The sequence below is a fragment of the Rhodoferax sp. WC2427 genome, from assembly GCF_040822085.1.
In the GTDB taxonomy this organism is placed as follows: domain Bacteria; phylum Pseudomonadota; class Gammaproteobacteria; order Burkholderiales; family Burkholderiaceae_C; genus Rhodoferax_B.
The window spans coordinates 1303324-1318019 of record NZ_CP162006.1; the positions used below are offsets into that span (position 1 = coordinate 1303324).

The window sequence follows — 14696 nt, forward strand, 5'->3', positions numbered from 1 at the left end:
GCGGCCTGTGCCGTGGGTCATGCCAGCGTGGCGGTGTCTGTATCGCCGGTGCGGCCCTCGGCCAGGTGGCCACAGTAGGTGATCAGGGCGTCAATCTCGTTGGATTTGTCAAACACCCGGTCGGCACCCAGTTCCAGGCATTTGCGCCGCATATCGGCGGTGGCGTAGTTGCTCAGTACCACCAGGCTGCGCCGTGAATGGCTGGAGTGTGCCGAGCGCAGCACGCCCAGGCCGGAGCCGGCTTTCAGGAAAATATCCACAATCACCAGGTCGGCGTGGTTCTGGGGCGCAGTGAGCCACTGCACGGCTGTGCTTTCGTCTTCGGCGGTGCCAATCACTTTCACCGGGACGAGTTCTTCCAGTGTGGCGATCAGACTTTCGCGGATGACGGGGCTGTCTTCGACGATATACGTCTTGAGTTGGGGCATGGAGTCTGACACTACTTCCTGGGTTCCAACACGGCTAAGTGCGGGCCCTACGTTACCAAATTCTGCAGTTTGGGTGCAATCCATGCCGCAGGCAAACTACAAATACATTGATTCAGTATGCCCTCGAAACCTGGTCCGGGACATCGGGCACATGCGCTACACCGTGTAAGACATTTCTTACAGATTGGGGATGGCGGCGGCGCTGTAGGACAAACACTACCCCGCTGCGCGGCCCCGTCCGCTTCGCAGCGCCTGCGTGTCTGTGGACACTACTGGTAAGCCCCGGACACATGCGCTCCGGGATTTCCAAAATCAACAGGAGACCGCAATGCATACCCCTTTCAAAACCGCTCTGGCTATCGCCACCCTGGCCCTTGCCGGGCAGGCTTTCGCACAGGCCACCTTTTACGAAAACGAGAACTTCCAGGGCCGCTCGTTTACCAGCCAGAACCAGATCGACAACTTCCAGCGCTATGGCTTCAACGACCGCGCCTCGTCGGTAGTGGTGCTGGGCCAGCGCCAGGAAGTATGTGAAGACTCGGAATTCAGTGGCCGCTGCGTGGTGTTGCGCCCCGGGCGCTACCCGTCGCTGGCGGCCATGGGTCTGAACGACCGCGTGTCGTCGGTGCGCGTGGTGGCTGGCAACCGCCGGGTGGACGACCGCCGTTACGCGCCGCCGCCCGAGCCGGTCTATGACAACCGCCGCCGCAACAATGAACGCCTGTACGAGGCCGATGTGACCTCGGTGCGCGCAGTGGTGGGCCCGCCCCAGCAGCGCTGCTGGATGGAGAAGGAAGAAGTGCAGCAGCAACAAGGCGGTGCCAACATTGGCGGTGCCGTGGTGGGAGCCCTGCTGGGCGGCGTGCTGGGCCACCAGGTCGGTGGCGGACGCGGCCAGGACATTGCCACGGCCGGTGGCGCCGTAGCCGGTGCCGCATTGGGCTCCCAGGTGGGACGCAACGGCGGTGGCCAGCCCGCGCAAAACGTACAGCGCTGCGCCAATGAGCCTGCGGCACGCCCCGCTTACTGGGACGTGACCTACAACTTCCGGGGCCAGGAGCACCGTATCCAGATGACCACAGAGCCTGGTCGCACGGTCACCGTCAACCGCCAGGGTGAACCGCGGGTTTGATGGGGACACACTGGAAAAAGGGCCCTTCGGGGCCTTTTTTTGCGCCTGCTACCTTGTGTAGGACATCCGCTACACAAAGCTGCGGCGCTGTCTGCTGTGCCCCAGACCCGGCGCGAAGCACACTGAACTCCGGTTTTCACCACTACGAAAGGAACCCCTATGCACACACTTAACTTCAAAGCTTCGCTCCTCGCCGCCTCCCTGCTGGTACTGTCTTCCGCCTATGCGGAAAACCTGACCAAAGACGAATACGCTGCTGGCAAGACCCGCATCAGCGCTGACTACAAGACCGACAAGGCAGCTTGCGGCTCTTTGGCCAAAAACGCCAAGGATGTCTGCATGGAAGAAGCCAAGGCCAAGGAAAAAGTGGCTACTGCTGAACTGAAGTACGCCTTTTCCGGTAAACCCGCCGACCACACCAAAGCGATGGAAGTCAAGGCCGAAACCGACTATGCCGTAGCCAAGGAAAAATGTGACGACAAGGCAGGTAACGACAAATCGGTGTGCGTCAAGGAAGCCAAGGCCATCGAAGTGAAAGCCTTGACCGATGCCCGCACCAGCGAAAAAATCGGCGAAGTCAAGAAAGACGCCGCCGAAGACAAGCGCGACGCCGACTACAAGGTTGCAGCCCAGAAGTGCGATGCCATGGCCGGTGCTGCCAGAGACAGCTGTATTGCTGCCGCCAAGGCCAAGTTCGGCAAATCCTGATAGCCAACGGGGACTAAAACAGGCCGGTGCAAACCGGCCTTTTTTTATGGGCTTTTTAGACCTCTAGCGCTTATTCCATCAGCGTAGGAAGCTATTTAATATGTAGCAGAAATTTTGCGCCGGTACATGTCGGCATCGGCCTGGCGCACCAGGTCTTCGGCATCGACCGCGGTGCCGGGGAAGAGGGCTACGCCGATGGACGCACCCCGGAAGGCTTTCGGGGCCAGCTGGGGCAGGGGCTCGCCCAGGGCCTGCTCGATCTTGTCGCGGATCTGTTCGGCCACGGCCCTGTCGGCCACCGGGTCCAGCAGCACCACGAATTCGTCGCCCGCGTAGCGGGCCACCGTATCGCTGCTGCGGGTGGCTTGGCGCAGGCGCTCGGCGGTGGCCACCAGGACCCGGTCGCCCACATCGTGGCCCAGGGTGTCGTTGATGGCTTTGAACTTGTTCAGGTCGATGAACAGCACCGCAAACGGCTGCTGGTCGGCCTGGCGGCGGCCCCGCTCCAGCCGGTCGCCCAGGGTGCGCATCAGCCATTCGCGGTTGTGCAGGCCGGTCAGCGCATCGGTGCGCAAGCGCAGCTGCATCTGGCGAAAAGTCTGGGCCAGTTCACCAATGGTGCCGCGGCCCCGCACGTTCACCACCGCATCCAGATGGCCTTCGCCCACCCGGCGGGCGGCCTCGGTGAGGTGTTGCAGGTCGGCGCTGAGCCAGTTCAGGATCAGCAGACCCAGGGCGATCGCCGCCACGGAGGCGCCGGTGCCAATCGCCGCCGTGCGCACCACGTTGGCACTCACATCCCGCATGAAGTCGCTGCGCGGCACCGCCACCACCACCAGCCAGTCCAGCCCGGCATCGTCGCGCAGGCGGCTGAAGGCCAACTGCACCGCCACGCCCTCGGGGCCGTTGACGCGCATCGACACCGGCGCTTCGGGGCCGGTATGGGTTTGCAGCCACGCGCTGACGGTTTCGTACGCCGCCTGCTGCAACGGGTCGCCACTGGCGACGGCATTGATGCGGGTACTGGGCTGGCCGGTGGCATAGCGGACATTGGGCGTGCGCGACGAGGCGATGAGCTCGCCCTTGGTTTCGATGATGAAGGCCAGCCCGTGCTCGCTGATGGACAGGGTGCGCACAAACTCGTTCAGCCGGGTCAGGGCCACGTCGGTCGCCACCACGCCCTGCATCTGGCCCCGTGCGTCCAGCACGCGCTTGGCCCGGGTCACCACCAGGTCGTTGGTCAGTGCATCGATGTACACCGCCGTCCACACCAGGGTGGGGCTGGTTTTGGCCAGGGTGTACCAGGGGCGGGTGCGCGCGTCCAGCGGGCCCGGGCTGGTGCGCGTGTCGGTCAGGGGGCCATCGATGCTGCGCACGGTAAAGCTCTCCCGGGGCGATAGCGGGCCCATGCGGGTCATCCAGTCGGCCAGATCCGGGCCCCGGCGGTACAGGGACGCCAACTGGCCAGCCTCGTTGCCGTAGTAGGCATGGTTGTTCGGGTTGGTGTAGAGCCCGGTGGCCGCCCAGAGGCGGGCGCGCAGGGCGGCCTGGTTTTCAAAAGCGGTGGGGCTGGTGCTCAGGCCATGCGGAAAGGCGGTTTCCAGCACGGCCGCCGACCCCAGCAAATGCCGGTCTACCGCCTGTTCGATGCGGGCCACGGTTTCTAGCAGCAACTGGTTCGACAGGCTATCGACCACCTCGCTGCCGGTGCGGTACGACAAGGCCCCCACCAGCGTGGCCACGCCCAGCACCAGCGCCACGTAGGGAACGGTCAGCCACTGGCGCAATGAGAAACGGACAAGCATGCAAAAGACCTTTCAACGGCCAGGGCAGCCGGATGCCCCCATTTTTATACGTCAAACAGGCTGCCAGTGCTGAATGAGAGAGCGTAGGCAGCTATGGAAAGTGTAGTGGAGCAGAAACCGGCCGGATGCGCCAGCCGGTAGCCAGACACTGTATATCGGCCCGCGTTCAGCGGCGCAATTACCGCTACCTCTGCTGGGCCATGTGTGGCAAGATGGCCGCATGAGCCAAACATTTGGGATGGAAATGCCCCGCGACACTGACCCGACCGCCCATCGGCAACCCGTGCGCTTTTTGGTGGTGATCGACTCGGGCGGGTCGATGGTGGCGCGGTTGTTTTTGTCCACGCACGAACTGACCGCCGAGTTCGATGCCATGGTGGAGGAGGTCACGGCCATGACCCAGGGCCTCACGCCCGAAACCGGTGCCATGGGCCCCGAATGGGACGTGGCCTTGCAGGGCCACAACGCCACCGAGCGGGCGGCGGCGCTGGTCTACACCCTGCCGATCTGACCCTGCAGCGTCTGCGCTTCAGTACACCAGCCGCTCGGGCTTGATCTCTTGCAGGATGGTGGTGGCAATCTCTTCAATCGACTTGGTGGTGCTGGAGAGCCAGCGGATGCCGCTGCGGCGCATCATGGCCTCGGCCTCGCTCACCTCCATGCGGCAGTTCTCCAGCGCAGCGTATTTGGAGTTGGGGCGGCGCTCATTGCGGATCTCGCTCAGGCGCTCGGGCTGGATCGACAGACCGAAAATCTTCTTGCGGTGCTCCAGCAGCGCGGGCGGGAGCTGGCGGCGCTCGAAGTCTTCCGGGATCAGCGGGTAGTTTGCCGCCTTCAGGCCGTACTGCATGGCCAGGTACAGCGCGGTGGGGGTTTTGCCGCTGCGGCTTACGCCCACCAGAATCACATCGGCCTTGCCCAGGTCGCGGTGGGTCTGGCCGTCGTCATGCTCCAGGCTGAAGTTGATGGCCTCGATGCGGTCGGTATAGGCCTGGCTTTTGCTCACATCGCTGAAGCGGCCAATGCGGTGGTTGGACTTGATGCCCAGCTCGGCCTCCAGCGGGTTCACAAAGGTGCCAAACATGTCCAGCAGCATGCCCTTGCAGTTCTCGGTGATCACCCGCAGCACGTCCATGTTGACCAGGGTGGTGAAGACGATGGGCCGCCGCCCCTCCAGCTCGGCCGTGTGGTTGATCTGCCGCACCGCCTGGTGGGCCTTGTCTACCGTATCGGTAAACGGCAGCCGCACATGGCGCGGGGCCATGGCGAACTGCGCCAGGATGGCGTTGCCAAATGTTTCGGCGGTGATGCCGGTGCCATCGGAGATAAAAAATACGGTGCGGTCGGTCATGCACCCATTTTGCAGGATGACTAAGGGTTACACGCCGCCTAGTGCCGCCGCATCCGCCAAAAAACCACGCTCGGCATCCAGCGTGGCGGTGTGGTCAAACAGCTCGGTGAACAGCTTGGGCGGAATGGTGATGGCGCCCACGCCCAGCTGCAGCAGCGCCAGGTAGGCTGCGCGCGAGCGGATGCTGGCCACCAGCAGGCGGGTTTCGGTGCCTGCCAGCAGGCTTTGCATCTGGCCGATCAGGGCCAGGCCGTCCACGCCGGAATCTTCCAGCCGGCCCAGGTAGGGCGCGGCATAGGCAGCACCCAGCTGCCCGGCAAAGTGGGCCTGCTCGGGTGCGTACACCGCGGTGTAGGTGACGGGAATGCTGCTGGCGCTGAGCTCGGCCCCGGCGCGCAGGCCGTCGCGGGTGGCGGGGATTTTGATGACCAACTGGCCGGGGTTGAACTGGCGCACCAGTTGCCGGGCATCGGCCAGGATGCCGTCGGTATCGGCCGCATGCACCTGGGCCTGCACCTGCTTGGCGCCCAGCTTGATGGCGTTGGTCAGCAGCTCGGGCAGCCCGTCGCGGGTCACGCCTGCGCGGCGCAGCAGCGTGGGGTTGGTGGTGATGCCGTGCACCGCAGGGTGGGGCAGGCAGGTTTGCAGATCGGCCAGATCGGCGCTGTCGAGGTAGAGGTGGAAGGCGGCCATAGCGTCAGGCCTGGGCGTCCAGCGCCACCTGCAGCTCGGCGCGGGTGGGCGGGTTGGCGCCTTCACGGGTGCAATTGATGGCGGCGGCCTGGGCGGCAAAGCGCAGTACGGCCAGCCAGCCAGCGTCGGACAGGCTGTCGAGCTGGGCCACCTGCTCCACGCCTTGCTCCAGCAGGCCCACGGTCAGGCCCGCGTCAAAGGTGTCGCCCGCGCCAATGGTGTCGGCCACGGTGATCTTGGGGGCCTGGATGTCCAGCGCGGCCTGGCCGCGGCGGAACAGCGACGCACCGTCGCCACCGCGGGTAATGACCACGGCGCGCGGGCCGCTGTCGCTGGCCATGAAGCTGGCGGCCACTTCGGCCAGGCTGAGGCCGGGGGCCAGGGCGGCGGCATCTTCGTCGCTGAACTTCATCAGGTTGCTGTAGGCCGACCAACGGTACACGTTGGCCCGGTAGGCGGGCAGGTCCTTGATCAGGCTCAGGCGCACATTCGGGTCGAACAACACAATGCGCTGGCCTTGCTGGGCTTTCACCAGGTCGATGATGCGGCTGGCGGCGGGTTCAAACAGCAGCGAGATCGAGCCGAACTGCAGGAAACGGCAGCTCTGGGGCAGCACCGGCAGTGTGGTGGGGTTCCATTGCGTGTCGGCCGTGCCATTCATATAGAAAGCGTAGCGGTTGGTGGTGGGCGTGCGCTCCACAAAGGCCAGGGTGCTGGGCGCGTCGCTGCGCAAGACCCAGCGGGTGTCCACGCCATTGCTTTCGATGTGCTTGAGCAGGCGCTCGCCAAACATGTCGGTGGACAGCTGGCACACCATGCCGATGGGCTGGCCCAGGCGGGCGGTGGCGATGGCGCTGTTGGTGGGCGCGCCGCCTTCGTGGCCGGCAAAGTTCAGGCCGCCGGTGGCGGCAAAGTCGATCAGGGATTCGCCAACGATGGCAATGCGGATGTCGGGCATGGTGTGTCTCTGCGGTGTTGTAGTGGGTGCGAAGTGGCAACTATCTTACTGTGGGCACGCGGTTGGAGGGTACACCGTGGTTACCTGGAGATTGGGGGTGTTTTAGGCATCCCGCGCTTATTCCATAAGCGTGAGAAGCTATTGAAAATATAGCGGTTCCGACGGGCGTCCTGGTAAGTTAATTTGGCCCGTACCAAGCCGTGCCAGGCCATCCGCCGCAGACTGGTACGCAAACGCGCCAAGCTGGTACTTTGTGCCCTCATGCACAATCTTTGGACCACCACCGTGTCTGCCCCTGCCGTGCTGCCTAACCCTCTTGCCCCGTTTCCACCGGCCCGCCGCCGCACGCGCTGGTGGTGGGCGGGTATGTGGGCGGGTGTGGCGGCGCTGGCCCTGCTGCTGATCGCCGCGGCAGGGCAGTGGTCGGCACGGCGCGAAGCCCGCTTCCAGGCCGACAGCATCCACCGCGCCATCGAAGTCCATGCCCTGGCCCTGCGCGGCGCAGCGGCCCACTACAGCTACCTGCCTTTCACCGTGGCCCAGCACCCCGACGTGCTGGCCGCCCTGGCGCACCCGCAGGATGCCGCCGTGCTGCAGCGCGCCAACCGCTACATCGAAGAGGTGAACCGCCGCGCAGGCTCGGACGCGCTGTACCTGGTCAACCCCGAGGGCAACACCCTGGTGGCCAGCAACTGGAACACGGCGCAGAGCTTTGTGGGCCAGTCGTATGCCAACCGCCCGTATTTCAGCGACGCGCTGGCGGGTCGCAACGGCCAGTTCTATGGCGTGGGCCAGACCACTGGCGAGCCGGGGCTGTTCTTGTCGGCCCCCGTGCGCCAGGGCGGGGCGGTGGTGGGCGTGGTGACCACCAAGGTCAGCCTGCGACAGATCCAGGAGGCCTGGGGCTCGGTGCGCGACCCGATCTTGCTCAGCGATGCGCGCGGCATTGTGTTCCTGGGCTCGGTGCTGCCCTGGTTGTACCAGGCCAACCGCACCGTGGCGGGCGCTGATCTGGACTGGGTGCTGCGCCACCAGCAGTACGGCACCCACCACAGCTTCCCGCTGCTGCCCTGGACGCTGGACCGCAGCGCCGATGCCCCTGGCTACCTGGTGCGCACCGCCATCGACGGCAAACCCCGCCAGTTTCTGGCCGTGGACGAAGCCCTGCCCGACCTGGGCTGGACCCTTACCGTGATGGCCGACTACGCGGCCGTCACCCGCGCCCGCCAACGCACCTGGATGCTGGGCCTGCTGGGCGCGGGCCTGCTGCTGCTGGCGGCCCTGTACTGGCAACTGCGCGAGCGCCGCTTTGCCGAGCAGCGCGATGCCCGCCGCCAGCTGGAGGTGCGGGTGCGCGAACGCACCGCCGAGCTCGACGAAGCCCACGCCTTTCGCAAAGCCATGGAAGACTCGCTGGTGGTGGGCATGCGCGCCCGCGACCTCGACGGCCACATCATCTACGTCAACCCCGCCCTGTGCGCCATGACCGGCTACCGCGCCGACGAGCTGCTGGGCCGCCTGCCGCCATATCCCTACTGGCACCCCGACGACGTGGAGCAGCACTGGCACAACAACGACGCCACCATGAGCGGCCAGGCCGCGCTGTCGGGCTTTGAATCCCGCGTGCGCCACCGCGACGGGCACGACGTGCTCACCATGGTCTACACCGCCCGGCTCATCGACGCCCAGGGCCGCCACAGCGGCTGGATGAGCACGGTGGTGGACATCACCGAGCAAAAGCGCACTGCCCTGCGCCAGCGCCAGCACGAAGAACAACTGCAGCACGCCCAGCGCCTGGCCAGCCTGGGCGAAATGGCCTCCACCCTGGCCCACGAGCTGAACCAGCCCCTGGCCGCCCTGAGCAACTTCGCCAGCGCCGCCAAGGCCTTTGCCGCACAAGGCCAGCAAGACCTGCTGGCCAGCAGCCTGGACGAGACCACCGCCCAGGCCCAGCGCGCCGCCGAAATCGTGCGCCGCATCCGCGGCTTCGTGCGCCAGCGCACCGCCGGGCAAGAGGATTGCGTTGTGGCCGCGCTGGTGGCCAATGTGCTGGCCCTGCTGCAAGGCGAAATGCGCCAGCAGCAGGCCCGTGCCGTGGTGCGCATCCCCGCCGACCTGCCCCCCGTGCGCGGCGACCGCGTGCTGCTGGAACAGGTGCTGCTGAACCTGGTGCTGAACGCCCTGCAAGCCATGCACGCCACGCCGCCCGAGCGCCGGGTGGTGGAGATCGACGCCGCGCTGGCCGGTAGCCGCGTGCACATCCAGGTGGCCGACCGGGGCCCCGGCATCCCCGCCGAACTGGCCGAGCAGGTGTTTGCCCCCTTCTTCACCACCAAGCCCGACGGCCTGGGCCTGGGCCTGAACATCTGCCGCACGATTGTGGAGAGCCACCGGGGGCGGTTCACGTTTGCGGACCGGGTGGGTGGGGGGACGGTGTTTTTGTTGGAGTTGGAAACTTCCGGGTGAGTCTTCTTTTGGGTGGCCTCAGATTTCTCCTGCGACACCGGGAGAGGGCGTGAGGCAGAATGCCACCACAAGCAGTAGGTTGCGAGCAACGGCTTTCAGGAAGGCTAGCTGCAAGAGTTGCAAAACTCACGAGCTCATACTTTTCCGTCTTATCAAGATCGTAAATGAAATTCGAATTGCTAAATCCGGTCCTACTTGGAATAAACCAGCTGGATAATGTTCGATTGTTTCGAGGCGGACGGTCGGAGACGCGATCGCACGATGTGCATCAAAAATGGAATCGGATACAGATCGTATCCGGCACCGGATATTTTGAAGAACATCACATTTACATTGTCGTTTCGCGACAACGGACTCGATTCGCCCCACTTCAGGATTTTCCTGCCAATCATTTTTTGCTGGACCATAAATCTAGAACTTCGCCAGTTGAAATTAACTTTTCAGATCTATCGAGCTGCATTGTTTATCCTGCAGTTTTTGATTTGGATTCCGATATATTTATCGATACTCTTATGCATGGCGTGAGAGAGCGCCTCAATATCACTGAACTACAACATATTGCGGCCGAGCCATGCAATCAGAAATTTGTTACTGCGGCGTCTTTTATTTTTGCGAATGAGAGCCTCAACGTGCCTTGTTCGCCGGATCTTTGGAGATTTATACGTTTTCCCAATGCGCTTCAAGGTGAGGGTCCGTCTGGTCCGACCCCATTTGACTTTCGCATTGAATACATTGGAAAATCTATCAATCCTGTAGAGGAGCGCTTGTCTGCACACGAACATGTCAGAAGAATTCAGACCGAGTTGAGCTCTCAAGAACCAAATAGAGAATCGTTTGTGGTTCTCTATCAAGTAGATTACCAAACTCCGCTTGGGAAAATGGGGATCGGAAGCCGAAACAACCAAATTGAGCTCGGTGCGGCCGAGGCAATTCTGATTCAATACTTTAAGCCACGCTTCAATACTCGGAGCACAGATTTTTCGCTCAGTACGAAAAACACAGACCCTATTGATGAAGAACTCGCCAAACAAATGCGAAATTCTGGAAATTTCGCGGTTGGCTCAACTTCACTGATCCTTGAAAGCCCCAGCAAAGCTTCGCCAGGGAGTCTTTTGTGGGGACGCTATTTCACATCGCATCACGCAAAAACTTCATGTATGAACGAAATTGTGTTTTGAATGCCAGCTTTCCGCAGTTGTGTCTCCTCTAGCCTATGGCGGCTTTGGGCCCAAAACAGACATTCAAATTTCCCTACGGCAGACCCGATGTCTTACTGAGCTTTCACACACTTCATTCCCCGCTTTCTACCCCCATGAAGCCCACCCCACTCCCCCTGAACCTCTACGTCGTAGACGACGACGAAGCCGTGCGCCGCTCGCTGGGTCTGTTGCTGCTGTCGCGCGGCCATGCGGTGCAGGCGTTTGCTTCGGGCGAGGCTTTTCTGGCCGGGGCCGATGTGCAGCGGCCGGGCTGCGCCATCCTGGACCTGCGGCTGGGCGGGATGAGTGGGCTGCAGGTGTTTGAGGCGCTGCGGGGGCAGGGCAGTCCGCTGGTGGTGCTGTTTTTGTCGGGCCACGGCGACATTCCCATGGCGGTGGAGGCGGTGCAGCACGGCGCTTTTGGCTGGCTGGAGAAGCCCTGCAACGACGTGCGCCTGCTGGCCACTATTGCCCAGGCGCTGGACAAGTCTGCCAGCATCGCCGCCCAGTTGCAGGCGCGGCAGGCCGCGCAGGCGCTGTGGGCCAGGCTGACCCCGCGCGAGATGCAGGTGGCCCGGCTGGTGGCCGAGGGCAAGCCCAACAAGCGCATCGCCCTGGACCTGGCCCCGCTGGAGCTGCGCACCGTGGAGACGCACCGCGCCCACGTGTTTGCCAAGCTGGACCTGTCGAACAGCCACGAGCTGGAACGCTTTCTGCGCGAAAACGGTATTTAGCGCACTCTAGGGTTTACCCCTGCGTAGACCTACGCAGCAGACGCAGCGCAATGCTACGGACGACGGCCGCCGGGCCGCGCCACACACTTGTCGCCAGGTTCAAACGGCCCCCATGGAACGGGCCGTGGCCAGAGACAAGGACACCTTCCATGAGCGCCATCCCGATCCCGAGCGGCTCCGCCGCCACCCCCATGCCCTATAGCTTCGAAGAAAAGCGCAGGCGCATTTTTGCCATCGTGGCCGCCTCGTCCGGCAACCTGGTGGAGTGGTTTGACTTCTACATCTACGCGTTTTGTGCCATCTACTTTGCGCCCGCGTTCTTTCCCAAGTCGGACCCCACGGCCCAGTTGCTCAACACCGCCGGGGTGTTTGCCGCAGGCTTTTTGATGCGCCCCATCGGCGGCTGGCTGTTTGGCCGCCTGGCCGACCGCAAGGGCCGCAAGACCTCGATGGTGGTGTCGGTGGTAATGATGTGCGCGGGCTCGCTGCTCATCGCCTGCCTGCCCACCTACGCCAGCATCGGGGCCATGGCGCCGGTGCTGCTGCTGACGGCGCGGCTGCTGCAAGGCCTGTCGGTGGGTGGCGAGTACGGCACCACCGCCACCTATATGAGCGAGGTGGCCATGCGCGGCCAGCGCGGCTTCTTTTCGTCGTTCCAGTACGTCACGCTGATCGGCGGGCAGTTGCTGGCGGTGCTGGTGGTGGTGGTGTTGCAGCAGTTTCTGGACGAGGCCGAGCTCAAAAGCTGGGGCTGGCGCATTCCCTTCGTGCTGGGTGCTTGCACCGCGGTGGTGGCCCTCATGCTGCGCCGCACCCTGCACGAAACCACCACCGCCCAATCCCGCAGCGCCAAGGGCGCGGGCAGCGTGGCCGAGCTGGTCAAGCACCACAAGCGTGCGCTGCTGGTGGTGCTGGGCTACACGGCGGGCGGCTCGCTGATCTTCTACACCTTCACCACCTACATGCAAAAGTACCTGGTGAACTCGGCCGGCATGTCGATCAAGACCGCCAGCAATGTGATGACCGCCTGCCTGTTCCTCTACATGTGCATGCAGCCGGTGTTTGGCGCCTTGTCCGACCGCATTGGTCGGCGCAACAACATGCTGCTGTTTGGCGGCCTGGGCACGCTGATGGTGGTGCCCATCATGACCACGCTGCAAACCGTGACCAGCCCGCTGCTGGCGGGCGTGCTGATCACCATCGCCCTGGCGGTGGTGAGCTTCTACACCTCGGTGGGCGGCATCGTGAAGGCCGAGATGTTTCCGCCCGAAGTGCGCGCACTCGGCGTGGGCCTGTCGTATGCGGTGGGCAACGCCATCTTTGGCGGCAGCGCCGAGTACGTGGCCCTGGGCCTGAAGTCCATGGGAATGGAGCCGTACTTCTACTGGTACGTCACCGGCATGATGGTGCTGGCCTTTGCCGTGAGCTTTTTGCTGCCGCGCCAGGCCACCTACCTGCACGACGACCATTGAGGGTGAAATTGGCTGCTTGTGCTTATGGAATAAGCATGGACAGCTATTAAAAAAGGAGTCTATGCCACGGCCAGGCGCTGGAAGTTACCGGCAAAAAAGCGGCCCAGCATGTCCAGCGCATGCCGCACCTTGGCCGGTTGCTCGCCGCGCCGCTGGGTGATGGCGTAGACCGGCAGGTCGGCCATGTGCCAGTCGGGCAGCACGGGCACCAGGCGGCCATCGGCCAGGGCCTGGAAGTCTTCCTGCCGCACGGCCATGCAGATGCCCCAACCGGCCAGGCACAGCGCGTGCAGGGCCGACACCTGGGTGGCCTGCACCCGGCCTTCGAGCTGTACCGTCTGTTGTGCACCGCCCGGCCCCTGCAGCTCCAGCGTGTCGAATGTGGTGTGGGCCGAGCCGCTGCCCAGCCAGGCATGCTGCAGCAGGTCCTGCGGCTGCGCGGGCCAGCCGTGCTCGGCCAGGTAGCCGGGTGCGGCGCAGAGTTGGCGCTCCATGCTGCCCAGCTTGCGTGCCACCAGGCTGGAGTTGGCCAGGCTGCCCACGCGCAGGGCTATGTCCACCCGGGCCTCGATCAGGTCGATCACCGCGTCGTCCAGCAGCAGCCGTAACGTTAACTTGGGGTAGCTGCGCAGCGGCTGCAGCGCCACGGCCAGCAGGCTGGCAAAGCCGATGGGCGCGGCCAGCCGCAGTTCGCCTTCGGGTTCGTCGCGCAGCAGCGCCAGCGCCGACTCGGCGGCCCGCGCCGCCGCCACCATGGCCGCACAGCCCACGTGGTAGCGGGCCCCGGCCTCGGTGAGCGTGAGCTTGCGGGTAGAGCGGTGCAGCAGCGCCAGGCCCAGCGATTTTTCCAACTGGCGCAGGTGCTGGCTCACCGCCGACGGCGTCATGCCCAGCCGCTGCGCCGCTGCAGTCAACGAGCCCGCTGCCACCACCTCGGCAAACACCGCCATGCGTTTGAGCTGGTCTGTGGGGTTATTCATAAGTTTTACTTCAGAGTATTGGCGGATTTAACCATCTAGTCAGGGCTTCGTGAAGTCGGGATACTTCAGTCTTCAATCAACCACTAGGAATTCACCATGAAAATCGCACTCATCGGCGGCACCGGTTTCGTCGGCAGCGCCGTACTCACCGAACTGCTCAGCCGGGGCCACCAGGTCACCGCGCTGGCCCGCAACCCGGCCAAGTTCACCGCCCAGCCCGGCCTGACCGTGGTGGCCGCCGACGTGCTGGATGCCGCACAAGTGGCCAAAGCCGTGGCCGGTACCGACGCCGTCATCAGCGCCTACAACCCCGGCTGGACCGAGCCGCAGATCCATGACCTGTTCCTGCAAGGCAGCCAGGCGATTCTGGACGGCATCAAGCAGGCAGGCGGCATGCGCGTGCTGGTGGTGGGCGGCGCAGGCAGCCTGTTTGTGGCGCCCGGCGTGCAACTGGTGGACACCCCGCCGTTCCCCGCCGAATACAAGCAGGGCGCACTGGCCGCCCGCGAGCTGCTCAACCGCATCCAGAAGGAAACCACGCTGGACTGGACCTTCCTCTCGCCCCCCATCGCCCTGGCCCCCGGCGCGCGTACCGGCCAGTACCGCGTGGGTGGCGACCAACTGCTGCCCGGCGTGGGTGAGGCCCCCGCAGGCATCAGCGTGGCCGACCTGGCCGTGGCCATGGTGGACGAGATCGAAACACCCAAGCATCTCAAGAAGCGCTTTACCGTGGCGAACTGAAGCCCAGCCCGTCATACCGGCGTAACACC

General features: G+C 64.1%; 14 protein-coding genes. 8 read left to right on the top strand and 6 right to left on the bottom strand.

Features of this window, described 5'->3' with window-relative positions:
• Positions 1-17: 17 nt before the first annotated feature.
• Positions 18-428 carry a response regulator transcription factor gene (locus tag AB3G31_RS06260; RefSeq protein WP_367849334.1) on the bottom strand — a complete coding sequence of 137 codons (411 nt, stop codon included), beginning with the start codon at positions 426-428 and terminating at the stop codon, positions 18-20.
• Between the two features lie 328 nt (positions 429-756).
• On the opposite strand from AB3G31_RS06260, the gene AB3G31_RS06265 reads away from it, so the two are divergent.
• Positions 757-1560 carry a beta/gamma crystallin-related protein gene (locus AB3G31_RS06265; protein ID WP_367849335.1) on the top strand — a complete coding sequence of 268 codons (804 nt, stop codon included), beginning with the start codon at positions 757-759 and terminating at the stop codon, positions 1558-1560.
• Between the two features lie 159 nt (positions 1561-1719).
• A complete protein-coding gene (locus AB3G31_RS06270; RefSeq protein ID WP_367849336.1) occupies positions 1720-2268 on the top strand; it encodes a hypothetical protein in 549 nt (182 codons plus the stop codon).
• A gap of 95 nt (positions 2269-2363) precedes the next feature.
• Here the strand turns inward: AB3G31_RS06270 and AB3G31_RS06275 are convergent, their stop codons facing one another.
• Positions 2364-4073, bottom strand: a complete 1710-nt coding sequence (locus tag AB3G31_RS06275) for a diguanylate cyclase (protein ID WP_367849337.1) — start codon at positions 4071-4073, stop codon at positions 2364-2366.
• A gap of 244 nt (positions 4074-4317) precedes the next feature.
• Between AB3G31_RS06275 and AB3G31_RS06280 the strand changes: the two genes are divergently transcribed.
• The gene (locus AB3G31_RS06280) at positions 4318-4584 is read left to right on the top strand and encodes a hypothetical protein (protein WP_367849338.1); all 267 of its coding nucleotides are present in this window, start codon (positions 4318-4320) and stop codon (positions 4582-4584) included.
• A gap of 18 nt (positions 4585-4602) precedes the next feature.
• Here the strand turns inward: AB3G31_RS06280 and AB3G31_RS06285 are convergent, their stop codons facing one another.
• From AB3G31_RS06285 to AB3G31_RS06295, 3 genes are read right to left on the bottom strand one after another with little or no spacing between them, the layout of a single operon-like run.
• A complete protein-coding gene (locus AB3G31_RS06285) occupies positions 4603-5424 on the bottom strand; it encodes a pyruvate, water dikinase regulatory protein (RefSeq protein WP_367849339.1) in 822 nt (273 codons plus the stop codon).
• 27 nt (positions 5425-5451) lie between these two features.
• A complete protein-coding gene (locus tag AB3G31_RS06290; protein WP_367849340.1) occupies positions 5452-6117 on the bottom strand; it encodes a transaldolase family protein in 666 nt (221 codons plus the stop codon).
• Positions 6118-6121: 4 nt separating this feature from the next.
• Complete coding sequence (locus AB3G31_RS06295) at positions 6122-7066, bottom strand: carbohydrate kinase (RefSeq protein ID WP_367850301.1); 945 nt, start codon at positions 7064-7066, stop codon at positions 6122-6124.
• A 294-nt stretch (positions 7067-7360) separates the two neighbouring features.
• Between AB3G31_RS06295 and AB3G31_RS06300 the strand changes: the two genes are divergently transcribed.
• From AB3G31_RS06300 to AB3G31_RS06315, 4 genes are all read left to right on the top strand, one after another.
• Positions 7361-9541, top strand: coding sequence for an ATP-binding protein (locus AB3G31_RS06300; RefSeq protein ID WP_367849341.1), 2181 nt, complete (start codon positions 7361-7363; stop codon positions 9539-9541).
• 164 nt (positions 9542-9705) lie between these two features.
• Positions 9706-10719: a hypothetical protein gene (locus tag AB3G31_RS06305; protein ID WP_367849342.1), complete on the top strand. Its 1014-nt coding sequence runs from the start codon at positions 9706-9708 to the stop codon at positions 10717-10719.
• A 134-nt stretch (positions 10720-10853) separates the two neighbouring features.
• A complete protein-coding gene (locus AB3G31_RS06310) occupies positions 10854-11474 on the top strand; it encodes a response regulator transcription factor (protein WP_367849343.1) in 621 nt (206 codons plus the stop codon).
• A 149-nt stretch (positions 11475-11623) separates the two neighbouring features.
• The gene (locus tag AB3G31_RS06315; protein ID WP_367849344.1) at positions 11624-12946 is read left to right on the top strand and encodes an MFS family transporter; all 1323 of its coding nucleotides are present in this window, start codon (positions 11624-11626) and stop codon (positions 12944-12946) included.
• A gap of 59 nt (positions 12947-13005) precedes the next feature.
• On the opposite strand, the gene AB3G31_RS06320 is transcribed toward AB3G31_RS06315, so the two are convergent.
• Positions 13006-13926: a LysR family transcriptional regulator gene (locus AB3G31_RS06320; RefSeq protein WP_367849345.1), complete on the bottom strand. Its 921-nt coding sequence runs from the start codon at positions 13924-13926 to the stop codon at positions 13006-13008.
• Between the two features lie 96 nt (positions 13927-14022).
• Between AB3G31_RS06320 and AB3G31_RS06325 the strand changes: the two genes are divergently transcribed.
• Entirely contained in the window at positions 14023-14667 is a 645-nt protein-coding gene (locus AB3G31_RS06325; protein WP_367849346.1) for an NAD(P)-dependent oxidoreductase, read from the top strand.
• Positions 14668-14696: the final 29 nt, after the last annotated feature.